At 66.0% G+C, this 21,965-nt stretch carries 22 protein-coding genes; 10 read left to right on the top strand and 12 right to left on the bottom strand.

Going from position 1 to position 21,965, the window contains the following annotated elements:
• Positions 1 to 216: 216 nt before the first annotated feature.
• Positions 217 to 2,280 carry an acyltransferase family protein gene (locus tag BV95_RS10115; RefSeq protein ID WP_234703140.1) on the top strand — a complete coding sequence of 688 codons (2,064 nt, stop codon included), beginning with the start codon at positions 217 to 219 and terminating at the stop codon, positions 2,278 to 2,280.
• A 6-nt stretch (positions 2,281 to 2,286) separates the two neighbouring features.
• Here the strand turns inward: BV95_RS10115 and BV95_RS10110 are convergent, their stop codons facing one another.
• A complete protein-coding gene (locus BV95_RS10110) occupies positions 2,287 to 3,000 on the bottom strand; it encodes a FadR/GntR family transcriptional regulator (RefSeq protein WP_234703139.1) in 714 nt (237 codons plus the stop codon).
• Between the two features lie 260 nt (positions 3,001 to 3,260).
• On the opposite strand from BV95_RS10110, the gene BV95_RS10105 reads away from it, so the two are divergent.
• From BV95_RS10105 to rpsI, 3 genes are all read left to right on the top strand, one after another.
• A complete protein-coding gene (locus BV95_RS10105; protein WP_037450922.1) occupies positions 3,261 to 4,307 on the top strand; it encodes a COX15/CtaA family protein in 1,047 nt (348 codons plus the stop codon).
• Between the two features lie 149 nt (positions 4,308 to 4,456).
• A complete protein-coding gene (rplM, locus tag BV95_RS10100) occupies positions 4,457 to 4,936 on the top strand; it encodes a 50S ribosomal protein L13 (RefSeq protein ID WP_037450920.1) in 480 nt (159 codons plus the stop codon).
• On the top strand, positions 4,936 to 5,469 hold the full coding sequence (rpsI, locus tag BV95_RS10095) for a 30S ribosomal protein S9 (RefSeq protein WP_037450917.1): 534 nt from the start codon (positions 4,936 to 4,938) through the stop codon (positions 5,467 to 5,469). The genes rplM and rpsI overlap by 1 nt, the downstream gene beginning before the upstream one ends.
• Positions 5,470 to 5,724: 255 nt before the next feature.
• Here rpsI and BV95_RS10090 read toward each other — a convergent pair whose 3' ends face one another.
• The 5 genes from BV95_RS10090 to glmM all read right to left on the bottom strand — a co-directional run bounded on the left by BV95_RS10090 (position 5,725) and on the right by glmM (position 9,475).
• A complete protein-coding gene (locus BV95_RS10090) occupies positions 5,725 to 6,363 on the bottom strand; it encodes a L,D-transpeptidase family protein (protein ID WP_409372091.1) in 639 nt (212 codons plus the stop codon).
• 52 nt (positions 6,364 to 6,415) lie between these two features.
• A complete protein-coding gene (locus tag BV95_RS10085; RefSeq protein WP_037450914.1) occupies positions 6,416 to 7,015 on the bottom strand; it encodes a ribonuclease HII in 600 nt (199 codons plus the stop codon).
• Positions 7,008 to 7,769 carry a bifunctional hydroxymethylpyrimidine kinase/phosphomethylpyrimidine kinase gene (thiD, locus tag BV95_RS10080; protein ID WP_037450912.1) on the bottom strand — a complete coding sequence of 254 codons (762 nt, stop codon included), beginning with the start codon at positions 7,767 to 7,769 and terminating at the stop codon, positions 7,008 to 7,010. Before thiD ends, BV95_RS10085 begins: the two co-directional genes overlap by 8 nt.
• A complete protein-coding gene (locus tag BV95_RS10075; protein WP_037450910.1) occupies positions 7,766 to 7,990 on the bottom strand; it encodes a DUF1272 domain-containing protein in 225 nt (74 codons plus the stop codon). Before BV95_RS10075 ends, thiD begins: the two co-directional genes overlap by 4 nt.
• Before the next feature lie 144 nt (positions 7,991 to 8,134).
• On the bottom strand, positions 8,135 to 9,475 hold the full coding sequence (glmM, locus tag BV95_RS10070; protein ID WP_037450908.1) for a phosphoglucosamine mutase: 1,341 nt from the start codon (positions 9,473 to 9,475) through the stop codon (positions 8,135 to 8,137).
• Positions 9,476 to 9,565: 90 nt separating this feature from the next.
• On the opposite strand from glmM, the gene BV95_RS10065 reads away from it, so the two are divergent.
• Positions 9,566 to 10,939: an alanine/glycine:cation symporter family protein gene (locus tag BV95_RS10065; RefSeq protein ID WP_037450905.1), complete on the top strand. Its 1,374-nt coding sequence runs from the start codon at positions 9,566 to 9,568 to the stop codon at positions 10,937 to 10,939.
• A gap of 73 nt (positions 10,940 to 11,012) precedes the next feature.
• Here the strand turns inward: BV95_RS10065 and BV95_RS10060 are convergent, their stop codons facing one another.
• The 3 genes from BV95_RS10060 to BV95_RS10050 form a co-directional block, all read right to left on the bottom strand.
• Positions 11,013 to 12,335: an aminopeptidase P family protein gene (locus BV95_RS10060; RefSeq protein WP_037450902.1), complete on the bottom strand. Its 1,323-nt coding sequence runs from the start codon at positions 12,333 to 12,335 to the stop codon at positions 11,013 to 11,015.
• Positions 12,336 to 12,462: 127 nt separating this feature from the next.
• Positions 12,463 to 12,645 carry a general stress protein CsbD gene (locus BV95_RS10055; RefSeq protein ID WP_037450899.1) on the bottom strand — a complete coding sequence of 61 codons (183 nt, stop codon included), beginning with the start codon at positions 12,643 to 12,645 and terminating at the stop codon, positions 12,463 to 12,465.
• 228 nt (positions 12,646 to 12,873) lie between these two features.
• Positions 12,874 to 14,013, bottom strand: a complete 1,140-nt coding sequence (locus BV95_RS10050) for a site-specific DNA-methyltransferase (protein ID WP_037450896.1) — start codon at positions 14,011 to 14,013, stop codon at positions 12,874 to 12,876.
• 289 nt (positions 14,014 to 14,302) lie between these two features.
• On the opposite strand from BV95_RS10050, the gene BV95_RS10045 reads away from it, so the two are divergent.
• Positions 14,303 to 14,644 (top strand): ArsR/SmtB family transcription factor, encoded by a 342-nt coding sequence (locus BV95_RS10045; RefSeq protein ID WP_037451076.1) that lies wholly within the window; start codon positions 14,303 to 14,305, stop codon positions 14,642 to 14,644.
• A gap of 49 nt (positions 14,645 to 14,693) precedes the next feature.
• Here BV95_RS10045 and BV95_RS10040 read toward each other — a convergent pair whose 3' ends face one another.
• Positions 14,694 to 15,491, bottom strand: a complete 798-nt coding sequence (locus BV95_RS10040) for a nucleotidyltransferase family protein (RefSeq protein WP_037450893.1) — start codon at positions 15,489 to 15,491, stop codon at positions 14,694 to 14,696.
• Positions 15,492 to 15,527: 36 nt separating this feature from the next.
• Entirely contained in the window at positions 15,528 to 17,054 is a 1,527-nt protein-coding gene (locus BV95_RS10035; RefSeq protein WP_037450891.1) for a M23 family metallopeptidase, read from the bottom strand.
• Positions 17,055 to 17,292: 238 nt separating this feature from the next.
• Here BV95_RS10035 and BV95_RS10030 point away from each other — a divergent pair, with 238 nt between their 5' ends.
• The 4 genes from BV95_RS10030 (at position 17,293) to BV95_RS10015 (ending at position 21,488) form a co-directional block, all read left to right on the top strand.
• On the top strand, positions 17,293 to 19,947 hold the full coding sequence (locus BV95_RS10030; protein ID WP_409372092.1) for a helicase-related protein: 2,655 nt from the start codon (positions 17,293 to 17,295) through the stop codon (positions 19,945 to 19,947).
• Positions 19,940 to 20,236, top strand: coding sequence for an RNA-binding S4 domain-containing protein (locus tag BV95_RS10025; protein ID WP_007683584.1), 297 nt, complete (start codon positions 19,940 to 19,942; stop codon positions 20,234 to 20,236). Before BV95_RS10030 ends, BV95_RS10025 begins: the two co-directional genes overlap by 8 nt.
• 103 nt (positions 20,237 to 20,339) lie before the next feature.
• Positions 20,340 to 20,678, top strand: coding sequence for a ferredoxin FdxA (gene fdxA, locus BV95_RS10020; protein WP_007683583.1), 339 nt, complete (start codon positions 20,340 to 20,342; stop codon positions 20,676 to 20,678).
• 282 nt (positions 20,679 to 20,960) lie between these two features.
• Positions 20,961 to 21,488: a CarD family transcriptional regulator gene (locus BV95_RS10015; protein WP_013847408.1), complete on the top strand. Its 528-nt coding sequence runs from the start codon at positions 20,961 to 20,963 to the stop codon at positions 21,486 to 21,488.
• 191 nt (positions 21,489 to 21,679) lie between these two features.
• On the opposite strand, the gene BV95_RS10010 is transcribed toward BV95_RS10015, so the two are convergent.
• Positions 21,680 to 21,928 carry a hypothetical protein gene (locus BV95_RS10010; RefSeq protein ID WP_037450887.1) on the bottom strand — a complete coding sequence of 83 codons (249 nt, stop codon included), beginning with the start codon at positions 21,926 to 21,928 and terminating at the stop codon, positions 21,680 to 21,682.
• Positions 21,929 to 21,965: the final 37 nt, after the last annotated feature.

Below are 21,965 nucleotides of genomic sequence, written 5' to 3'. Positions count from 1 at the left end.
CTTCGCCTCTCTTCAAGAAAAGGAGGAGCTTCGGCAAGATCGGCCCGAATGGATATAGAAATTATCCCTGGGTCGCGTGGACAAATTCGCAATGTCGGGAAAGCCATGGCGGTTTCCAAATCACCCACCCCAAAACCCCTCCACACCGCCTAACACCTTTGCCCCCTGCACCTCCCCCGATGCACCGATGCGCCTGCCGCCACAGGCCCTATCACCATGGATGCCGCCAACTCCCTGAAAAAGGAGGGAAGAAGCATCGCCGCCACCCTGTCCCGCCCCGCGTCGCCCGCCGCCGAAACCCTTCCGTCCGCCACCTACCGGCGCGACATAGACGGGCTGCGCGCCCTGGCGGTGCTGCCGGTGCTCTTCTACCATGTCGACCTCTGGCCCTTTTCCGGCGGCTTCGTCGGCGTCGACATCTTCTTCGTCATCTCCGGCTATCTCATCGGCTCGATCATCGCCCGCGAACTGGCGGAGGGGCGGTTCAGCCTGACCGCCTTCTATGCGCGGCGCATCCGCCGGATATTCCCCGCCCTGTTCGCGACCATCGCCGTCACCATCGCGGCGGGCAGCCTGATCCTGCTACCCCTCGACTATCGCGCCCTGGGCATGAGCGCCGTCGCGACGGTCCTGTTCGCCAGCAACCTCTATTTTGCCCGCCACAGCGGCTATTTCGGCAGCGCGGCGGAGGAAGCGCCGCTACTCCACACATGGTCGCTGGCGGTGGAGGAACAATTTTACATCCTCTTCCCGCTGCTGATGCTCTGCGCCTTCCGGGCGGGCGGACGGACCCGGCTCGTAATCGCATCGACGGCGCTCCTGTCCTTCTGGGCCGCGATGCTGCTGGTGGGCCGCGCCCCGGTCCTGGCCTTCTACATGCCCTTCCCCCGCGCCTGGGAGCTGCTGGCGGGCGCGTTGCTGGCTACCGGCCTGCTGCCCCCGCCGCGCAGCCGCCGGGCGGCGCAGCTTTGCGCAGTCGGCGGCATCGCCCTGATCGGCTGGGCGGTGTTCGGCTTCTCCAACGCGACCGTCTTTCCCGGCCCGAACGCGCTTTTCCCTGTACTGGGCGCGATGCTGGTCCTGCACGCCGGACGGGCCGGGTCGACGGTCAGCCATATGCTGGGCGCCGCCGCGCCGGTGGCGGTCGGCCGCATCTCCTACTCCCTCTATCTCTGGCATTGGCCCATCGTCGTCTTCTGGACCTATCGCACCGACGGCGAATGGCGGTTGCGGGAACAGGCCCTGGTCATCCTCCTCTCGCTCCTCGCCGCCGCCCTTTCCTGGCGCTTCATAGAGGAGCCGTTCCGCCGGGCGCGCCGCTTCACCACCGCCCGCGCCTTCGCCTTTGCGGGGGCGATGGCGGCCGCCGGATGCGGGGCAGGGGGCCTGCTCTATTTCTCCGGCGGCCTGCCCATGCGCGTGACACCCACGGTCGCCGCGCTCGACGCCGCCAGCCGCAGCATGGCCTATCTGCCGGAACGCTGTTCGGGCATGGCGGCGGTCCGGCACCGGGCGCTCTGCGCGGTCGGCGCGCATAACGGCACCGCGCCCAGCTTCCTGCTATGGGGCGATTCCCATGCCCATGCGCTGAAGCCCGCCTTCGACCAGGCGGGCGACGCGCTGGGGCTTTCGGGCCGGATCGCTTCCTATCCCGCCTGCCCGACGCTGCTTGGCCTGGACCGGCTGGACCAGCCGCCCAGCCATGATTGCAGCGCGTTCAACGCCCAGGTGCTGGCGCTGCTGCGCGACAGCCCCTCCATCCACACCGTCTTCCTCGTGTCCCGCTGGGGCCTGTGCGCCAACGGCCGCCGTCCCGAAGGCGGCATACCCTGCTATCTCGGCCGGGACGCAGATGACGACCGCAGCATCCGCCGCGACGCCTGGCTGTTCCGCCTGGGCCTCAAGGAAACGGTCGGGACGCTGACCGCCATGGGCAAGCGGGTCATATTGGTCGCGCCCATCCCCGAATTCCGCCGCAACGTGCCCGAAAGCCTGGCGCGGGCGGAACTGTACAGCGAACCGGCCGGGCTGGCGCTGTCGCAGGCCGACTATCTGCGGCGCCAGCGGGACGTGCTGGCCGCCTTCGACCAGATGCGGCGGCGTTTCGCGGCGGACATTCTCTATCCCCACCAACTGCTCTGCCGCACGGGCCAGTGCGCGACGATGGCGCATGGCGTGCCGCTCTATGCCGATGACGATCACCTGTCGCGGCAGGGCAGCCTGTTGCTCAGCGCCATGGTCTATCGGGCGATGCGGCCCGTCGAGGCGCAGCGCAATTGACGTCCGTCAATGAGCGTCGGGTTCGGATATGGCGATATCCATGTCAGCCATGGCCCGACGCAGCAATTCCATCATGCCGTTGCGCGCCGCGGCGGTGTCGCGGCTGGCGATGGCCTGATGGACCGCCTTGTGATCGGGCAGCGGGTCGCGCGGCGACGGGTTGCGGCGATGCTTGAAGGTGGTGGTCCAACCGACCGCCGCCCCGACCGAACTGGCCAGCGCGACCAGCGCGTCATTCTGGGTCGCGACCAGGATCGCATGGTGGAAACGCCGGTCAGCGGCGCGGCCCTCCGGGTCGGACAGGCCCTTCGCCTCCATCTCCTCCAGCGCCTGTGCCATGACGGCCAGTTGCTCGTCGGTCCGCCGCCGCGCCGCGAGTTCCGCCGCCGCCGGTTCGATCACGCCGCGCAGTTCGAACAGGTCGCGGATGAACGTGCGGTCCGGCTCCCCCGCGAACATCCATCCCAGCATCTCCGGGTCCAACACGTTCCAGCGGGCGCGGGGCAGCACGCGGGTTCCGGCCTTGGGGCGGCTTTCCAACATCCCCTTGGCGACCAGGATGCGCACCGCTTCGCGATAGGCGGTGCGCGACACGCGCAGCCGCTCCGACGCCTCGATCTCCCCTTCGAACAGTTCGCCCGGCTTGTGGACGCCCGTCAGGATCGCCGTGCCCAACTGCCGGGCGATGGCCTGGTGGATGCGCAGCGAACCTTCCGCCACAAATCCGCATCCCGTCCCATCCTTGCCCAAGATCTCCGCTCCCCATTAATCGATCGTTGAAAGCCGTTCTAGGACAACCCCGCCAACAATAAAAGCCGCTCACCCATTCCTCCCCATCGAGAGATGGGGAGGGGAACCGCCGCAGAAGGCGGTGGTGGAGGGGAAATGCGCAGGCCATGCCTCGCCACTCCCACCTATGACCTTTTGTCCCGCCCGCTTGCCCTTGCAACCGGCCCGACAAGCGCGCATGGATCGGGCCCATGACCGCGCTGACCCTTAGCCGCCCCGCCAACGCCGTCCCCCGCCCCGCGCCGATCGCGCGCTGGCTGCTGACGGTCGCCTTCCTCGTCTTCTGCATGGTGGTGGTCGGCGGCATCACCCGCCTGACCGAATCCGGCCTGTCCATCACCCAATGGAAGCCGATCGCCGGCGCCATCCCGCCGCTGACCCACGATCAATGGATGGATGCGTTCCGCGACTATCAGAAAATCCCCGAATATCAGCAGTTGCGGCAGGGCATGACGCTGGACGAATTCCAGTTCATCTTCTTCTGGGAATGGGTGCACCGGCTGCTGGGGCGGCTGATCGGCGTGGCCTTCGCCTTGCCGCTGCTCTGGTTCGCGTGGAAACGGGCGATCCCCCGGGGCTATGGACCGCGCCTCGTCGCGCTGCTGGCGCTGGGCGGACTGCAGGGGGCCATCGGCTGGTGGATGGTGAAATCGGGCCTGTCGGTGCGCACCGACGTCAGCCATTACCGCCTCGCCGTGCATCTGCTGACGGCGCTGTTCATCATCGGCGGGCTGGTCTGGACCGCGCTCGACCTGCTGACGCGGGCGAAGACGCCCTTTGCCAAGCCGGCCATGCTGCACCCCTTCGCCGTGATCGCGCTGCTGGCACTGACGGTGCAGTTGATGTTCGGCGCCTTCACCGCCGGGCTGGACGCGGGCTATGTCTCCAACACATGGCCGCTGATGAACGACCGTCTGGTGCCGCAGGGGATCGAATGGCTCGGCTCGCTCTGGGCCACAGTGTCCAGCGATCCCTATCTGGTGCATTTCATCCATCGCTGGTGGGCCTGGGTCGCCGCGATCCTGCTGGTCATGCTGGCGCGCATGGCGAAGCAGGCGGGGCAGCGCGGCCCCTCCATCGCGATCAACGCGGCGGTCGGAACGCAGGTCGCGCTCGGCATCGCGACGGTCATCAGCGGCATCGCGCTGCCGCTGGCGGTGCTGCACCAGGCGGTCGGCGCGCTGGTCGTGGCGTCCGCCGCCTGGGGCGCGCATGCGCTGGGCGAACGCAGGGGTTGATCAGGCCTGCAAGGTACGGGTATTATTTTACCCGTCAGCAAAGCCGCCGAATCTCTTGACTTCCTGCCCCCTACCCGTCATTAGCGCGCATCCTCTGAAAGCTGGAAACAGCGATCAGTTCACCAATTCATTCTTGGAGCATAAGCACCATGAAGGCGCTGATGAAGACCACCAAGCCGGCGACCCCGGCAACGGTCGAAAAGAAGTGGATCCTGATCGACGCGGAAGGCCTCGTCGTCGGCCGCCTCGCCTCGACCGTCGCGAACATCCTTCGCGGCAAGCACAAGCCCAGCTTCACCCCCCACGTCGATTGCGGTGACAATGTCATCATCATCAACGCGCAGAAGGTGAAGTTCACCGGCCGCAAGCTGACCGACAAGGTCTATTACAAGCACACCGGCTATGCCGGCGGCATCAAGGAAACCACGCCTGCCAAGATCCTGGAAGGCCGTTTCCCTGAGCGCGTCCTGGAAAAGGCCGTCGAGCGCATGATTCCCCGTGGCCCGCTGGGCCGCCAGCAGATGCGCAACCTGCGCATCTTCGGCGGCGCCGAGCATCCCCACGAAGCGCAGAACCCCGAAGTGCTCGACTTCGCGTCGCGCAACCGCAAGAACAAGGTGGGTGCATAATGTCCGATAACCGCCAGTCCCTGTCCGACCTCGCGTCGCTGACCGCCAACGCCCCGGCTCCCGCCGCTGCCGAAACCGTCGCCGCCGACGCGCCGATCGCTCCGGTCCAGCCCTCGGCTCCGCTGCGCGCCCAGGAAATCGACAGCCTCGGCCGCGCCTATGCGACCGGCCGCCGCAAGGACGCCGTCGCCCGCGTCTGGGTGAAGCCCGGCACCGGCAAGATCACGGTCAACGGCCGCGATCAGGAAATCTACTTCGCTCGCCCGACCCTGCGTCTGGTGATCAACCAGCCCTTCGGCGTCACCGACCGCGAAGGCCAGTATGACGTGATCGCCACCGTCAAGGGCGGCGGCCTGTCGGGCCAGGCCGGCGCGGTCAAGCACGGCATCGCCCAGGCCTTGTCGAAGTACGAACCCGCGCTGCGCGGCGCGGTCAAGGCCGAAGGCTTCCTGACCCGCGACAGCCGCACCGTCGAGCGCAAGAAGTACGGCAAGGCCAAGGCCCGCCGCAGCTTCCAGTTCTCGAAGCGCTGATCGGTTCGATCGATACGAAATTTGGAAAGGGCCGGATTTTCCGGCCCTTTTCTTTTGCGCGAAAAAATTAGGTCCGGCCATTAGCTGCCACCAAAATCCTCCCTACGCACAGCGTGGGGAGGGTCAAGAGAGGCATGTGCCTCTCTTCGACGCCGCCGAAGGCGGTGGTGGAGGGGAAATGACGTGACCTGCGTATTTTCCCCTCCACCAGCCTGCGGCTGATCCCGCTCCTCATCATCCAAATATTGCCACACCCTATCGCCGCATCAACCGCAGCCGAAAAATCCCCGGATCGACCTCCAGCATCGGCATGGACGGCACCACCTCATCCCTCTGCGCCAACACCACCGGCGCGGCCTGCGGCGCGAACGTCACGACGGCGCTGCCCGGATCGCCCACCACCAGCGCATCCACCATCAGCACCGGACTTAACCGATCCGACGTCACGCTCACCAAAGTCCCGATCTGCGTCATCCCGAACAGCCTGCGCGCAAAATCATAGGGCAGGCGGATGCACCCATGGCTCGCCGGATAGCCCGGATTATGCCCGGCATGCAGCGCGATCCCATCCCAGGTCAGCCGCTGCATGAAGGGCATGGGCGCGTTGGAATAGAGGTTCGACCGATGCCATTGCCGCTTTTGCAGCACCGGAAATTCGCCGGTCGGCGTGCGATGCCCCTTCATCCCCGTGGACACGCTGGCGATTCCCACCAGCCGGTCGCCGTCATAGACATGCGCCATCTGCCGGTCGATGCTGATCACCAGATAGAGCGGCCCGGCGAAGGGACCTTCCTCCAGCCAGCGATAGCCGCCCGCCGCCGCCCGCTCCTGCGCCCCGGCCGGAACGGCGACCGCGCAGAACAGCAAGAGCATCCAGGTCAGAAAAGCGCGCATAAACGCTTTTTTAACCATAAGACGCGTCAACGCCAGCCCGGATCGATGCGATCTACAGCAAGCTCAATTGCGCGACCGGCGCAAAGCTCCTGCGATGCAGCGGCGTCGGGCCATGTTCCCGCAGCGCCGCCAGATGCTTCGGGCTGCCATAGCCCTTGTTGCTTTCCCAGCCATAATGGGGATGCGCCGCGGCCGCCTCCACCATCATCCGGTCGCGCGCCTCCTTCGCCAATATGGAGGCCGCCGCGATGGACAGGCATTTCGCATCGCCCTCCACCACCGCCGTCGACGCCCAGCGCCATTGCGGGCAGCGATTGCCGTCCACCAGCACATGGGCGCAATCATGGGTCAGCGCCTCGACCGCCCGCGTCATCGCCAGCATCGTCGCCCAGAGGATGTTGATGCTGTCAATCTCCTCGACCGAGGCAATCCCCAGCCCCCAGCAGAGCGCCCGCGCCTTGATCTCTCCCTCCAGCACGGCGCGGCGGGCGGCGCTCAACTGCTTGGAGTCGTTCAGACCTTCGGGGCAGTCCCCCCGCCGCAGGATCACCGCCGCCGCCACGACAGGCCCCGCCAGCGGCCCGCGCCCCGCCTCGTCCACCCCGGCCACCAGCCCCGGATGGTGCCGCAGTTCATGCAAGAAATCAGGCATGGTCGTGAAATCCGAAGGGCGCGCCCATCGGCCCATGGCCCTGCCCCAGGCCCGGCGCAAGGGTCAGCGCCGCCAGCACATATTTGCGCGCCCGCTCGATGGCGTCGATCAGGTCCAGCCCCTGCCCCAGCCCGGTCGCAACCGCGCTGGCCAGCGTACAGCCCGTGCCATGGGTGTGCGGCGTATCGATCCGCGCATTGCTCCATGCCTTGCGCACGCCCTGCGGCCCGATCAGCCGGTCGGTCAGCATCGGCCCTTCGCCATGCCCGCCCTTGGCCAGCACATGGGTGGCAAAACGAACAGCAATCTCCTCCCCGCCCAACGCCTCCAACTCCGGAATATTGGGCGTCACCAGCGTGGCGAGCGCCATCAGCTTCTCGAACGCCGCAATGGTATTCGCATCCGCCAGCACGGAACCGCTGGTCGCGACCATGACGGGATCGAAGACCAGCGGCACGCCCTCCAGCGCGGCGAGCCGCTCCGCCACCGCCGCCGCCGTCTCCGCCGATCCGATCATGCCGATCTTCACCGCATCGACGCCGATGTCGCCGATCACGCTCTCCATCTGCCGGAGCACCATATCGGTCGGCACGGGATGAATGCCCTGCACCCCCAGCGTATTCTGCGCGGTGATCGCGGTGATCGCGGTCATGGCGTGACTGCCCAGCAGCGTCACGGTACGGATATCCGCCTGGATTCCCGCGCCCCCACCACTATCGGACCCGGCGATGATCAGGATGCGGGCGACGGTCATGCCTTATATTTACGCTCCGTCGACGCCGGATGCCGCGTCAACGCATCGCCCACCCGCGTCGGCCGGTCCATCAACTCCCCGCCGCAATTGGGGCAGCGGTCGTCCAGCACCTCGGCACAGGGCGCGCAAAAACTGCATTCGAACGAACAGATGAACGCCCCCGGCTCATCGGCGGGCAGATCGACGCCGCAACGCTCGCAATCCGGCCGCATCTCAAGCATGCGCCACTTCCCCCCATTCGTCATTCCCGCGAAGGCGGGAACCCATCTCCTGAATGTTCCGCTTGTCGCTTCTTATGGGAGATGGATTGGCTGCGCCGAACTGGCGTTTCCCGCCTGCGCGGGAATGATGAAAAAGGAGACAGATCACACCGCCGCCTTCGCCACCGCGTCGCAGATACGCTCTACCACATCCTTAACCTGATCCTCCCGGTCCCCCTCGGCCATCACGCGGATCACCGGCTCCGTGCCCGAAGGCCGGATCACCAGCCGCCCGCTGCCGTTCAGCTCCGCCTCCGCCTGGGCGATCACCCGCTTCACATCCTCATGCTCCAGCGGCTTGCCGCCGGAGAAATGGACATTCTTCAACAATTGCGGCACCGGATCGAACTGGTGCAGCACCTCGCTCGCGGGCTTGCCCGAACGCACCAGCGCCGCCAGCACCTGCAACGCCGCCACCGTACCATCGCCGGTGGTCGCATAGTCGGACAGGATCATGTGCCCCGACTGCTCGCCGCCGACGTTGAAGCCGCCTTCCCGCATCCGTTCCAGCACGTAGCGGTCGCCGACCTTGGTCCGCTCCAGCGCCATGCCCTGCCCGGACAGGAACCGCTCCAGCCCCAGATTGGACATGACGGTCGCCACCAGCCCGCCGCCACGCAGCGTCCCCGCCCGCGCGAAATTCCCGGCGATCAGCGCCATGATCTGGTCGCCGTCGACAATCGCGCCATGTTCGTCCACGACGATCAGCCGGTCGGCGTCGCCGTCCAGTGCGATGCCGATATCCGCCCCCGCCGACACGACGCTTTCCTGCAAAAGCTGGGGCGAGGTCGAACCGCAGCGGTCGTTGATGTTGATGCCGTTGGGCGTGACGCCGATCGCCACCACCTCCGCCCCCAATTCCCAGAGGGCGGACGGCGCGACCTGATAGGCGGCTCCATTGGCGCAATCGACCACGATCTTCAGCCCATCCAGCCGCAAATCGGCGGGAAAGCTGGATTTCACCGCATGGATATAGCGGCCCCGCGCATCCTCGACCCGGCGGGCGCGGCCGATATCCTGCGACGCGGCGAGCGGGATGTCCTGCTCCAGCATCGCCTCGATCTTCATCTCATCCTCGTCGGACAGCTTGTATCCGTCCGGCCCGAACAATTTGATGCCATTATCGAAATAGGGATTGTGGCTGGCCGAAATCATGACGCCCAGATCGGCGCGCATCGAATGGGCCAGCAGCGCCACCGCAGGCGTCGGGATTGGCCCGAACTGCACCACATCCATGCCGACCGCAGTGAAGCCCGCGACCAGCGCATTTTCCACCATATAGCCCGAAAGCCGCGTATCCTTGCCGATGACGACGCGATGGCGATGCGTGCCGCGCTGGAAATGCTTACCCGCCGCCATGCCGACCTTCATCGCCAGCTCGGCGGTCATCGGCCATTGGTTGGTGCGTCCGCGAATGCCGTCGGTGCCGAAATATTTCCTGCTCATCATCCTCGCCCGCCGATGCGGTGAAACCTGTTTCCCTCCCATAGCAATCTTTGTTCGACTTTCCAGCAAGGACCGGCCATCCCCTTGCAAATGGACGGATTCAATGCAGCGGTCGACGCCCTTTCCGGCGCGGTCTTCATGAAGGTGCCGGTGCTGGGGACGCAGATCGAACTGATCGTGCTCTATCTGGCGCTGCCGATGCTGTTCTTCACGGTCTGGCTGGGCTTTCCCAATGTTCGGGCGGTGGGCCGAGCGCTCCGTATCCTCCGGACGCAACCGCAGGAGGGCGAGGCGAAGGGCGACGTCAGCCAGTGGGGCGCGCTGTCGACGGCACTGTCCGGCACCATCGGCCTCGGCAATATCGCGGGCGTCGCGGTGGCGCTGACCATGGGCGGTCCCGGCGCGATCCTGTGGATGTTCGTCATCGGCTGGTTCGCCATGACGGTGAAGATGGCGGAGGTGACGCTCGGCCTCAAATATCGCACCTTCGACGGCCGGGGCCATGTGCATGGCGGCCCGATGTATGTGCTGAAGGCCGTGGGCGCGGCGCGGGGTTGGCCCCGGATCGGCCTGACATTGGGCGGGCTTTACGCCTTCTTCGCCCTGTTCGGCGCGATCCCGATGGTGCAGGTCAACCAGAGCTTCGCGCAGGTTAAGGTGGTGACGGGTTTCGGCAACGGCTGGGCCTACGGCATCATCCTGGCGGGAGCGGTGGCGCTGGTGACGCTGGGCGGCGCGGCCTGGCTGGGCGAGGTGGCGAAGCGACTGACCCCGCTCAAGGTCGCCGTCTATCTGATCGGCGTGGCGACGGTGCTGATCCTGCACGCCGCCGCCATTCCCGGCGCGCTGGCGGAAATATGGCACGGGGCCTGGAGCGGGCACGCCGCGACCGGCGGCGCGGTGGGCGCCTTCGTCGCCGGTATGCGCCGCGCCGTATTCGCCAGCGAAGCGGGCGTCGGATCGGCCGTCATGGCGCACAGCCTGGCGCGGGCGCGCCATCCCGTGTCCGAGGGACTGGTGGCCCTGCTGGAGCCGCTGCTCGGCACGATGATCGTCTGCGCCCTGGGCGGGCTGGCGCTGGTGGTCGCGGGCACATGGAAGGACGGGCTGGAGGGCATCGCCATCACCTCCGCCGCCTTCGCGCAGGTGTCCCCTTCCTTCCCCTGGCTGCTCGCGGTGGTCGTGGTCCTGTTCGCCTATTCGACGCTGGTGGCTTGGGGGTTTTACGGCCTGCAAGCCTGGGGCTATCTGTTCGGCAACGGACCCAAGGCGCAGTGGAGCTACAAGATCCTCTATATCGTCGCCCTGCCGCCCGCCGCTGCCATCGACCTGGGCCGGGTGGTCGGCATCGTCGACAGCAGCTTCTTCCTGATGGCGATCCCCAATGTCATCGCCCTCTATCTCTGCGCCGGGGAATTGCGGCGCGACGTGCGGGACTATCTGGCGACGCCTGAAAAGGCTTAACCCGCTTCGTTCCGGCAAGCCGCGTTCCTGCGAAGGCAGGAACCCAGTTCAACCCTCCGAACCAGACGCGAACTCAACGCCCCATCGCCGCCTCAACCTCCTCCACCGTCCGCGGAATGCCCTCGCTCAAACGCTGCGATCCATTCTGGGTGATCAGGTATAAATCCTCGATCCGGATGCCATAATTGGCGGACTGGACATAAAGCCCCGGCTCCACCGTGATCACGGCCCCCGCCGGCAAAGGCTTCGACATATCGCCCACGTCATGGACGTCCAGCCCGACCAGATGGCCCAGCCCATGGGTAAAATCATCGACCCGCCCCGCCTTGCGAAACACGTCCTTCGCGGCCTCCACCAGATCCTCATAATAGACCCCGGCCTTCAGCCTCGCGACGGCCGCCGCCTGCGCCGCCAGCACCAGTTCGTAGGACGCGCGCTGCTCCGGCGTGAACCTGCCGCTCGCCGGAAAGGTCCGCGTCACATCGCTGGCATAGCCGCCAACCGAAGCCGCCGCATCGATCAGGATCAGATCGTTACTCCCGATCACTCCGCCACCCCCGGTATAATGGAGCGAAGCCGCGTTGCGCCCGGTGGCGACGATGCTGTCATAGGCCAGCCCCTCCCCGCCCCCGGCGCGGAAGCCATCCTCCAAGATCGCCTTCAACTGCCGTTCGGTCATGCCCGGCCGCGCCTGCTTCATCGCGGCGATATGGCCCCGCGCCGTCGCCGCCGTCGCCTTGCGGATCAGTTCCAGTTCGCGGGGTTCCTTGACGATGCGAAGCGACGGCAGCAGGCCGCTCTCATCCTTGATCGATACGCCCGGCACCCGCTGCATCACCTTCCCATAAAGCTCCAGCACCTGGGGCACCGGCGCGGAGGCGCTGACGATAGGCCCCAGGAAATGCAGCGTCTTGGAACGTTCGGCCAAGGTCGTGACCAGACTGCCAAGCCCGCCGCTCCGCGCCACGCGGGCAAAGCCGGTGCGCCGCTCCAATTCCGTGCCCAGCGGCAGCCGCTCCACTTCCCATCGTTCCGCCTCCTGATCGCGGGAGGGCAGGAGCAGCCATTCCCTGACGGTCCGCTCCGCAGGCGCTATCACCAGGATCGCGCCGGGTTCGTCGACAATGCCGGTCAGCCAGGCGAAATCGCCATCCTGCACGAAGGGCGGCGCGACGGCGGCGGCGCTTTCCACCGGCCCCGCGCCATAAACAACCGCGACGCCGTCCTTCAGCACCTCCATGACGCGGCGGCGGCGCTCGCGGAATATGTCGGGGGCGAAAGGCGATGTCCCGGCAGGCGTGGCAAAGCCCTGCGGCGGCAATGTCTGCCCGGCGAGTCGCGTGGAAAAGGCCAGCGATGCCGTAGCGCCCGCCAATATGGTCCGCCGATCAAACATGGAAATCTCCCTTGCTGCCCCCGACAGGAGCATGAAAGGACACGTCCGGCAAGAGGCGTATCAGTCCACTGACACAGCAAAGGCCCCGCCGAACGGCGAGGCCTTTTTTCATGGCGTAGCGCGCCGATCAGATCTTGTCGCCGAGCGCTCCCTTCACGGAGCCTTTGATGTCCTGAACCGTACCCTTGGCCTTCTGCGCCTGGCCTTCCGCCGCCAGATCGGGATCGCGCCGGTTCTTGCCGACGGCTTCCTTGACGCCCCCCGCCGCCTTGTTGCCTGCCGCCTTGGCCTTATCGGTCAATTCACCCATGGGACGTCTCCTGTCAGTTGCCGTTGCAGGATCAACCAGCGGAACCGACGGAAAGTTGCCGTCGATGCGGAAACGGAATGATGGATCGGATGAAGGGCCGCGCCCTCCTTCCGCCGTGGAAGAGAGTCACATGCCTCTGTTCGTCCCTCCCCATCACCTGATGGACGAATTAAGAAGTGCACGATCTCCCCAACCTCTCAGCAGGCGAGTCTTGAATGTGTCCTCTGCCTAAGGCTCGTTCGCCAGCAAATAAGTCTGCCGCAGCGCATCGATCGGCTTCAACGCCCCATCCATCTCGCAATGCCAAAAGGTCCAGCCATTGCAGCTCGGCGCGCCCTGGAGCGTCGCCCCCATCTTGTGGATCGACCCCGTATCCTTCCCGACGCTGAGCGATCCGTCCGCCCGCACCACCGCCTGCCAGCGCCGCTTGGCGTCGGTCAACACCGCCCCCGGCTGCAAATAGCCGGTCTCGACCAATGTGCCGAACGCCACCTTGGGCTGTTGCCGCGCCGTCTGCATGATGGTGAGCGCGCTTTCGTCCAGCGGCAAGGCCGCCTCGATCCGCTCCAGCGCGACCTCGATATAATCGTCCTCGCGCTCGATGCCGATCCACTTGCGCCCCAGCCGCTTGGCCACCGCGCCCGTCGTCCCGGTCCCGAAGAAGGGATCGAGCACCACGTCGCCCGGCTTGGTGCAGGCCAGCATCACGCGATAGAGCAAGGCTTCCGGTTTCTGCGTCGGATGCGCCTTGGTGCCGTTGCGCTTCAACCGCTCCTGCCCGCCGCAGATCGGCAGCACCCAGTCGGAGCGCATCTGCAATTCGTCGTTCAGCGTCTTCATCGCCTTGTAGTTGAACGTATATTTCGCGTCCTCGCCCTGGCTCGCCCAGATCAGCGTCTCATGCGCGTTGGTGAAGCGCGTGCCCTTGAAATTGGGCATGGGGTTGGACTTGCGCCAGATGATATCGTTCAGGATCCAGAAGCCCTCATCCTGCAACGCCGTGCCGACGCGGAAGATATTGTGATAGCTGCCGATCACCCAGATCGAGCCGTTGGGCTTCAATATGCGCCGCGCCTCGCGCAGCCACGCCTTGGTGAAGCGGTCATAGCTGCCCAGCGTATCGAACTTGTCCCAATCATTGTCGACCGCGTCGACGCGGCCGCCTTCGGGCCGAAACAGGTCGCCGCCAAGCTGGAGATTATAGGGGGGATCGGCAAAGATCATGTCGATGCAGGCGTCGGGCAGCTTCGCCATTTCCGCGATGCAGTCGCCGCGCAGCAGGCAATCGGTCGCGATCTTCGCCGCCTCGACCCCTGCGGGCGCAACCGCCTTTTTCCGCCGCGGCGCGACGCGTTCCATGACACCCATTAAATGACCCCCGTTTCCTTCTGAGGCTCAGCGATGAGTCCTTGGGAGTCGGCCGTCAAGATCAGCGACTTAGGGTTCATGCCTCATACAAAGGTTAACGTTGCGGAGAACGAACCGGGTAGCCACTAGATATTGAGTCGAACGCGACTCGAAAGACTCAAGATCGGCTAGTGTGACGCAAAAGACTCAGCCGGAAAGGGCCGAAAAGTTTTTTTGGTTAACGCCGTTTGCAGGCGTCCAGAAGGCCCTCCGCTTGACCATTTCATAACCGTTCGATTATGGGATGGCGATGACAGACCATATTCCAAGGGGGGATCGATCGGCCTCCTGCGACGAACTTTTCAAGGCCCTGTCCGACGCCACCCGGCGGGCATTGCTGGAATATCTGGTGCGCGAGGGGGAACAAAGCGTCCACGCGCTGACGGCCATTTCCGGCGTATCGCAACCCATGGTGTCCCGCCACCTCGGCAAGCTGAAACGCGCCAGCCTCGTGACGGCCCGCAGGTCCGGCCGCGAAACCTATTACACCGCCCGCGCCAAGGGGCTGGCCCCGGTCGTCCAGTGGATGGCGGTCTATGGCGCGCTCTGGTCGCAGCGCTTCACCGCGCTGGAGGATCTGGGCGGCTACTAATCGAGAGTATTGAACAACGTGCTCCTGCCTGCGCAGGAACACGAAAGCTCTATTCGGCTGCGTCAGCCAAAATCGCCTCGATCAGCACCACATCGTCCGGCTTGTCCGCATCGATGCAGGCCTCCGCCTTCTCCATCGCCACCAGCCGCGCCGTCAGGCCGAACCGCCGCCCCACCCGCGCGATTCCCCCGCGCAGCGTGGCTATCCGCAGCACCGCCCCCAGCAACGTCAAGGGACCGAAGGCGGACAAAATCTTCCACCCCTTCTTCCGGTCCTGCTCGACCTCCTGCCACAGCGCGATCACCGGCCGCGCTTTCCCGCTGCCGAACCAGAAGATATTCGCCCCCGACCACCAGCCGTCGCGAAATTTCAGCCACGTCCGCCGCGACCCCGGATAGCGCGCCAGCAATGTCGCCCGCTCCACCATGGCGACGGCAATGTCGGCCCCGGACGCTTCCCGCGCCATCTGGTCGAGCATCGCCGCGTTCAGCAGCACATGATCCGCCGTGGTCATCAGCAGCGGAAAGGACAAATCCGCACGATCCAGCAAAGCCGTCAGCGACGACGCAATCCCGCCTCCGCTCTTTTCGAACCGCACCTTGGGATGCTCCGCCAGCCAAGCCGTGGCCGGATCGTCCGCGAACAATTCCGGCGCCTGCGTCAGAACGATCACCCGCCCGATCGCCGGATGCGCCAGCAAGGTCCGCGCCGGATAGTTGATCATCGCCTCGCCCGCGACCGGCGCCAGCGGCTTCGCCGCCACGCCCGCGGCCACGGCCAGGGGATCGGGAACGGGCCGCCACCCGGCCAGCAGGATCGCAGTGATGTCGGAAACCGGAGCGCTCATATTCGCCCGTTAGCCGAGCGAACCCGCACCGGAAAGCTATTTCCCGGTCGCCGCCGGTCCCTGCTTTTGGACCACCTGCACGGGCAATCCCACCCGCAGGCTCTTCAACGCCGCCAGCCGCGCCCGGAAAGCCGCCAGTTCCCGCCCGGCCAGTTGCGCCGTGGTCGTAAAGCGAACCGACAGCGGATTGATCGTCTGCCCGTTGCGATACAGTTCATAATGAAGATGCGGCCCGGTCGACAGGCCCGACGACCCGACATAGCCGATCACCTGCCCCTGCCGCACCCGCTGCCCCGGCGCCGCCGCGATCCGGCTCATATGCGCATAGCCGGTGGCGAGGCCCCCGCCATGTTCCACCCGCACATAATTGCCATGCCCGCCATGCCGCCCGGCATAGGACACAACGCCGTCCGTCGCCGCATAGATGGGCGATCCATAGGCGGCCGCGAAGTCGATCCCCGCATGCATCCGCGTATAGCCCAATATCGGGTGCCGCCGCATGCCGAAGCTGGATGACATGCGCCCGGCCACCGGCGCGGACAGCACGCCCCGCCGCTGGCCGACGCCCGACGCCTCGAACCACTGGGTCCGTCCGTCGCTGTTCCATTTCAGCATGTCGATGCCGCGCCCGCTGGCCCGGTGCAGCCCGGCGAACAGCAGGTCGCCCACCTCTACGTCGCCCGTATCAGCGCGGCGATATTCGGTGACGATGTCATAGCGGTCACCCGCAGAGATCGACCCCAGGTCGACCTGTTGCGCGACGACGCGCAGAAATGCCTGTATCGCCTTGGGCGGCGCCCCGGCGGCCCGCGCCGAATGATAGAGGCTCTCGCCCACCACGCCCTGGATGCGCAGCGGCGTATTGTCGACATGGATAGCCGTCCGCTGCACCTGCAACGCCCCGCCGACCCGCGAAACCTCTATCCCCAGGTCCAGCCGCGCCCTGAAGGCCAGCCTGTCCAGCGGACGCGGCATATCCCGGCTCGCCCGGCGGCCCAGCACGATGTCCAGCGGCGTTCCCGGCTTCATGCCCGCGCCGACATCGCCGGACACAAGGCTCATCACCGTCGCCACGTCGCCGCCGCCTACCCCGGCCCGCGCCAGCGCCCGGCCCAGCGAATCGCTCCCGCCGATCTGCGCCCGCAACTCGATCTGCGGCCGCTCCGGCGTCTCGCGCAGCGGCTGCACGGCGTCGGTCGGCCCCATGCGCCGCCCGCTGTCCGCCCCCATGGCGAGCGGCGTGATCATCTGGCTGCGCACTTCGTCGAATTGCCGGGATACCATCAGCGGCTGCGGCTCGCCCGGCAAAGCATGGAAGCCGGGCGACAAGTACAGCGCCGCCGCGCACAGGCCGAAACAGGTGGCAAGCCCCCGGAACCAGATGAAACTGCCCACCCGCTGGCCGAGGTCGGGGACAAGCTCGACATCCTCGGCCCAGTCGCGCACCTTCTCACGCCAGCCGCGCCGATCTTCGACCGACCCGGCATCGCGGATGGAGTCAGTCAGCCATAGGGACGCGGCGGCGCCCCCCTGCTGGGCGTTGATCTGACTGCCATGAAACACGGTAAAACTGGCCCCCAGGGCGATTTACGCCACGACCCCCGCCGCGCGTTCTTCCCCGATCCTGTAAAGGCATAAGGTTAAAGTCAAATAAAGACGGCTTTTTTAACCCTTTTCCTGCGGCCGGACGTGCCGCAGGACCGACCGATGCCCCGCAGCGGGCCGACATGCCGATTTACCTGCCTTTCCCTTTGCCTTTCCCCTTGCCCTTCCTTCCGCCATGCCCGACATAATGGGGGTCATGGCCCTATTCGCCCGCTCGCCCGTCACCGCCGTTCTGGGCCCCACCAACACCGGCAAGACTCACCTCGCGGTCGAACGCATGTGCGGCCACAGCTCCGGCATGATGGGCTTCCCGCTGCGCCTGCTGGCGCGGGAAGTCTATGACCGGGTGGTCGGCATGAAGGGACCGCAGCAGGTCGCCCTCATCACCGGCGAGGAAAAGATCGTGCCCCCCGGCGCCCGCTATTTCCTCTGCACGGCGGAATCGATGCCGATAGGCGGGGGCCGCGAACCTGCGCAGGAGGGCCTGAAGGATTATGCCTTCGTCGCGCTGGACGAAGCCCAACTCGGTGCAGACCCGGAGCGCGGCCATATCTTCACCGACCGGCTCCTCAGGGCGCGGGGGCGGGAGGAAACGATGATCCTCGGCTCCGCCAGCATCGGCCGCTTGGTCAAGGCGCTGGTCCCCGATGCGGAGATCATCGGCCGCCCCCGCTTCTCCACCCTCAGCTATGCGGGCGCGAAGAAGCTCTCCCGCCTGCCCAAGCGATCCGCCATCGTCGCCTTCTCCGCCGAAGAGGTTTACGCGGTGGCCGAAATGCTCCGCCGCTTCCGGGGCGGCGCGGCGGTGGTGATGGGCGCGCTGTCCCCCCGCACCCGCAACGCGCAGGTGCAGATGTTCCTGAACGGAGAGGTCGATTATCTGGTCGCCACAGACGCCATCGGCATGGGGCTGAACCTGGACGTCGCCCATGTCGCCTTCGCCTCCCTCCGCAAGTTCGACGGCCGCCGCACCCGCCGCCTGACCGTCAGCGAAATGGCCCAGATCGCGGGCCGCGCCGGTCGCCACCACAAGGACGGCACCTTCGGCAGCCTGGGCCATGAAGATGGCGACGCCGCCTTCACCCCCGAAGAGATAGAAGCCATAGAGGCCCATCGCTTCCCCCCGGTGGAACAGCTTTTCTGGCGCAACGGCACGCCGCGCACCGACCGGCTGGACCATCTGCTCTTCGATCTTGAACAGAAGCCCGAACGCCCGGAATTGCGCGCCGCCCCCGAAGCGGTGGACCTGTCGGTGCTCAAACGCCTGGCCGACGACCCCATCGTCATCGAACGCGCCAGGGGGAAGAAACAGGTTGAACGCCTCTGGGCCGCCTGCGGCCTGCCCGATTTCCAGAAGCTGGGCGCGGAACATCATGCCCGCGCCGTCAACCGCATCTGGCGCTTCCTGTCCGAAGGGACGGGCCACATCCCCCGCGACTGGTTCGCGCAGCAGATCGCCCGACTCGATTCGGTGCAGGGCGACATCGACACGCTTTCGGGCCGGATCGCGGCGGCGCGCACATGGTCCTACATCGCCCATCGCGCCGACTGGCTCGCCCATCCGGCGGAAATGGCGGAGCGCACCCGCGCCCTCGAGGAAAAGCTGTCCGATGCCCTCCACGCCGCCTTGACGCAGCGTTTCGTGGACCGGCGCACCACGGTTCTGCTAAGGGATATCGGCCAGAGCGCGGCCAACCTGCCGGTCGATATAGAGCCGGATGGGACAGTCTGCGTCGATGGCGAGACGATCGGGCGACTTGACGGATTTCGTTTCTCGGTCGATCCCGCTACCCGGCATCAGGACAGGAAGATGCTGCTGGCGGCCGCTGAACGCCGCCTTGGAAGGATATTGCGAGTGAAGGCTGACGAATTACTGAGCGCGCCCGATACTGATTTCGCGCTCACGGACGAAGCGGGTCAGGCCCCCGGCATAAGCTGGCAGGGCAATGCGGTGGCGAGCCTGCATGGCGGCTCCGCGCTGCTGGCCCCTGAAATCCGGCTGGACCGCGCGCTCCTTGCCCTGGGCCAGGACGTGCAGAAGCAGATCGCGACCCGCATCGCCACATGGTTCGACGCGCAAAAGGAAAAGCATCTCCTTCCCCTCGCCAAGATGGTCGCGAGCAGCGCCGACCCCGAAGTTCCCGCCGTCGTCCGCGCCGTCTTCGCGCAACTGGCCGATGCGGGGGGCGTGATCGCGCGCACCGATCTCGATTCGGCACTCGGCCATCTCGACAAGGACCAGCGCCACCTGCTGCGCCGCGCAGGCATCGATATCGGCGTCCTCGACATCTACCATCCCGGCCTGCTCAAGCCCGGCTCCGCCCGCTGGCGCGCCGCCCTGCTCGCCGCCCGCATGGCCAAGCCGTGCCTACCGCTGCCTGGCCCCGGCCTCACCCTGATCCCGGCGGGCGAGAAGTTCGATCAGATGGGCGCCCGCATCGCCGGTTTCCGCGGCTTCGGCGACCAGATGCTGCGCATCGACATGGCCGAACGCATGGCCCGCACCGCCCATGAAGCCATAGCCAAGAATGAAGCCTTCACCGCGCAAAGCCCGCAGATCGTCTCCCTCGGCCTGTCGGAAGAAGCCTTCCTCCAACTGATGCGCCTGGCCGGTTTTCGTCCCGTGGAAGCGCCCGAAGAAGGCGGCCCCAACTGGGTCTTCCGCGGCCGCCAGAAGCCCCGGCCCCATCAGCAGCAGCGCGGCGACAAGCGCGGCGCTCCGGCGGCCGGCAAGCCCCAGGGCAAGCCGCGCGGCGACCGACCGCCCCGCCCCGCCGCCTCGTCAGGCCCGGCGCCCACCGGCAACCACGCCTTCGCGGGTCTCGCCGAACTGCTGGGCCGCAATGGCTGACGCGGGCACGGCGTCGGCCCATGGGCCAAGCCTGCGCATCGACAAGTTCCTCTGGTTCGCGCGCCTCGCGAAGAGCCGCTCGGTCGCCCAGAAAATGGCGGAGGACGGCCATATCCGCCTGAACGGCCGCCGCATCGAACGCTCCCATTCTCCTGTGCGGGCGGGCGACCTCATCACCTTCCCTCACCCCAGCGGCGTGCGCGTCGTCCGCATCCTCCAGCTTCCCGGCCGCCGTGGCCCCGCCCCCGAAGCCCAATCCTGCTATGAGGAACTGACGGTCGGCGCCTGACGGAAAAAGCCCGCTACCTGCGCCCCAACATTATCCTCATTGACCTTCGCTGCGACCGCGCATAGCAGGGCGCCGATTGTCCTTATCCCAAGAGTGCTGACCCATGACCTACGTCGTGACCGATAACTGCATCCGCTGCAAATATATGGATTGCGTCGAGGTTTGCCCCGTGGACTGTTTCTACGAGGGCGAAAATATGCTGGTCATCAACCCGAACGAGTGCATCGACTGCGGCGTGTGCGAACCGGAATGCCCGGCGGAGGCGATCCTGCCCGATACGGAGAACGGCCTTGAAAAATGGCTGGAGCTCAACACGAAATTCTCCGCCGAATGGCCGAACATCACCGTCAAGGGTGATGCGCCCGCCGATGCCGACGACATGAAGGGCGTCGAAAACAAGTTCGAACAATTCTTCTCGCCCGAACCCGGCGCCGGTAGCTGATCCGCCGCAGCGCAGCGCAGCGCGCCACCAGCGCCAGGGCTGCCCCCGGCAACAAGCTGTTGCGGTTTATTTCCCTGCCCACTCCCGGATTTTGTGTCCAGGGGTGGCAATTTTGTTACGAATCTGCTAAATAGTCGCCAACAGGTGGACATGGTCGCGTCCGCTACGGAGATAAATGCCTGATGATTTGATGGTGGCGCCGCATCCCCCTCGGCTCGTGCATCCGTTCGCACTTGCAAGGCGAACGCCACCGCTCCTCCCGGAATAATGGAAAGGTTTCAAATGGCTGCCAAGGCGCTGTCCTTTGACGTAGGTGATTATGTTGTTTACCCCAAGCATGGCGTTGGCCGCGTCATAGAGCTTCAGAAGGAGCAGATTGCGGGCATGGAGCTGGAGCTTTACGTGCTCCGCTTCGAAAAGGAGCGGATGACGCTCCGCGTGCCCACCAACAAGGCCGAAGGCGTCGGCATGCGCAAGCTGTCCTCCAACAAGACGCTGGAGGAAGCGGTCGAGACGCTGAAGGGCAAGCCCAAGGTGAAGCGCACCATGTGGTCGCGCCGCGCCCAGGAATATGAAGCGAAAATCAATTCGGGCGACCTGGTGTCGATCGCCGAAGTGACCCGCGACCTGTTCCGCGCCGACGACCAGCCGGAACAGAGCTATTCGGAACGGCAGATTTTCGAAGCCGCGTCCAGCCGCCTCGCCCGCGAACTCGCGGCGATGGAGGAAACCGACGAACCGAGCGCGCTCAAGAAGATCCTGCGCATCCTGAACGAAGCTGCCCCCAAGCACGTCAAGGTGGAAGGCTGAACGACTTCGACTAAGCCGTAACAGCAAACAAAAAAGGGCGCTCCCCAACGGAGCGCCCTTTTTTATTACATCCCCCCTCCCGCAGGTGGGAGGGGGTCAGGGGGTGGGCTAGCGCAACATCCGCATCACTTCGCAACGTCTAAAAGTTCGCGTCGCTCGCAGATCGGCCATTCCGAATTTGCCCACGCTGCCTAATTCGCCGGTTGTTCCTTCACGGACCCAGCCGCATCCTTGGCCGCGTCGCCGACATCGCTCGCCGCCTGGCCGATTTGCGTCGCGGCGCCTTCCACCGCATTATCCTTGCTCGTCTGGCTGCTGACCAGGAAGAAGGCCGCAATCGCAACCACCACGACCAGCAGGAGAACGGCGACCATGGTTCCGCCGCCGCCGCGCTTTTCGATGACCGTGGTCGTTGTCGGGCGCTCCTGATAATCCGCCATAAAGATCCTCCTCCTCTTCATGCCACCCGACGGCATC

The sequence above is a fragment of the Sphingobium chlorophenolicum genome (genome assembly GCF_000722875.1).
In the GTDB taxonomy this organism is placed as follows: Bacteria; Pseudomonadota; Alphaproteobacteria; order Sphingomonadales; family Sphingomonadaceae; genus Sphingobium; species Sphingobium chlorophenolicum.
This window is presented reverse-complemented; position numbering and strand designations above follow the sequence as displayed.

Excerpts from the sequence above, each read along its gene's own strand:
- BV95_RS10050 (WP_037450896.1), bottom strand. The coding sequence starts at position 14,013 with ATGGGTGTCATGGAACGCGTCGCGCCGCGGCGGAAAAAGGCGGTTGCG.
- BV95_RS10025 (WP_007683584.1), top strand. The coding sequence starts at position 19,940 with ATGGCTGACGCGGGCACGGCGTCGGCCCATGGGCCAAGCCTGCGCATC.
- fdxA (WP_007683583.1), top strand. The coding sequence starts at position 20,340 with ATGACCTACGTCGTGACCGATAACTGCATCCGCTGCAAATATATGGAT.
- BV95_RS10045 (WP_037451076.1), top strand. The coding sequence starts at position 14,303 with ATGACAGACCATATTCCAAGGGGGGATCGATCGGCCTCCTGCGACGAA.
- glmM (WP_037450908.1), bottom strand. The coding sequence starts at position 9,475 with ATGAGCAGGAAATATTTCGGCACCGACGGCATTCGCGGACGCACCAAC.
- BV95_RS10115 (WP_234703140.1), top strand. The coding sequence starts at position 217 with ATGGATGCCGCCAACTCCCTGAAAAAGGAGGGAAGAAGCATCGCCGCC.
- BV95_RS10065 (WP_037450905.1), top strand. The coding sequence starts at position 9,566 with ATGGACGGATTCAATGCAGCGGTCGACGCCCTTTCCGGCGCGGTCTTC.
- BV95_RS10090 (WP_409372091.1), bottom strand. The coding sequence starts at position 6,363 with ATGCGCGCTTTTCTGACCTGGATGCTCTTGCTGTTCTGCGCGGTCGCC.
- BV95_RS10085 (WP_037450914.1), bottom strand. The coding sequence starts at position 7,015 with ATGCCTGATTTCTTGCATGAACTGCGGCACCATCCGGGGCTGGTGGCC.
- BV95_RS10075 (WP_037450910.1), bottom strand. The coding sequence starts at position 7,990 with ATGCTTGAGATGCGGCCGGATTGCGAGCGTTGCGGCGTCGATCTGCCC.
- BV95_RS10060 (WP_037450902.1), bottom strand. The coding sequence starts at position 12,335 with ATGTTTGATCGGCGGACCATATTGGCGGGCGCTACGGCATCGCTGGCC.
- thiD (WP_037450912.1), bottom strand. The coding sequence starts at position 7,769 with ATGACCGTCGCCCGCATCCTGATCATCGCCGGGTCCGATAGTGGTGGG.
- BV95_RS10040 (WP_037450893.1), bottom strand. The coding sequence starts at position 15,491 with ATGAGCGCTCCGGTTTCCGACATCACTGCGATCCTGCTGGCCGGGTGG.
- BV95_RS10105 (WP_037450922.1), top strand. The coding sequence starts at position 3,261 with ATGACCGCGCTGACCCTTAGCCGCCCCGCCAACGCCGTCCCCCGCCCC.
- BV95_RS10055 (WP_037450899.1), bottom strand. The coding sequence starts at position 12,645 with ATGGGTGAATTGACCGATAAGGCCAAGGCGGCAGGCAACAAGGCGGCG.
- rplM (WP_037450920.1), top strand. The coding sequence starts at position 4,457 with ATGAAGGCGCTGATGAAGACCACCAAGCCGGCGACCCCGGCAACGGTC.
- BV95_RS10010 (WP_037450887.1), bottom strand. The coding sequence starts at position 21,928 with ATGGCGGATTATCAGGAGCGCCCGACAACGACCACGGTCATCGAAAAG.
- BV95_RS10030 (WP_409372092.1), top strand. The coding sequence starts at position 17,293 with ATGGCCCTATTCGCCCGCTCGCCCGTCACCGCCGTTCTGGGCCCCACC.
- rpsI (WP_037450917.1), top strand. The coding sequence starts at position 4,936 with ATGTCCGATAACCGCCAGTCCCTGTCCGACCTCGCGTCGCTGACCGCC.
- BV95_RS10015 (WP_013847408.1), top strand. The coding sequence starts at position 20,961 with ATGGCTGCCAAGGCGCTGTCCTTTGACGTAGGTGATTATGTTGTTTAC.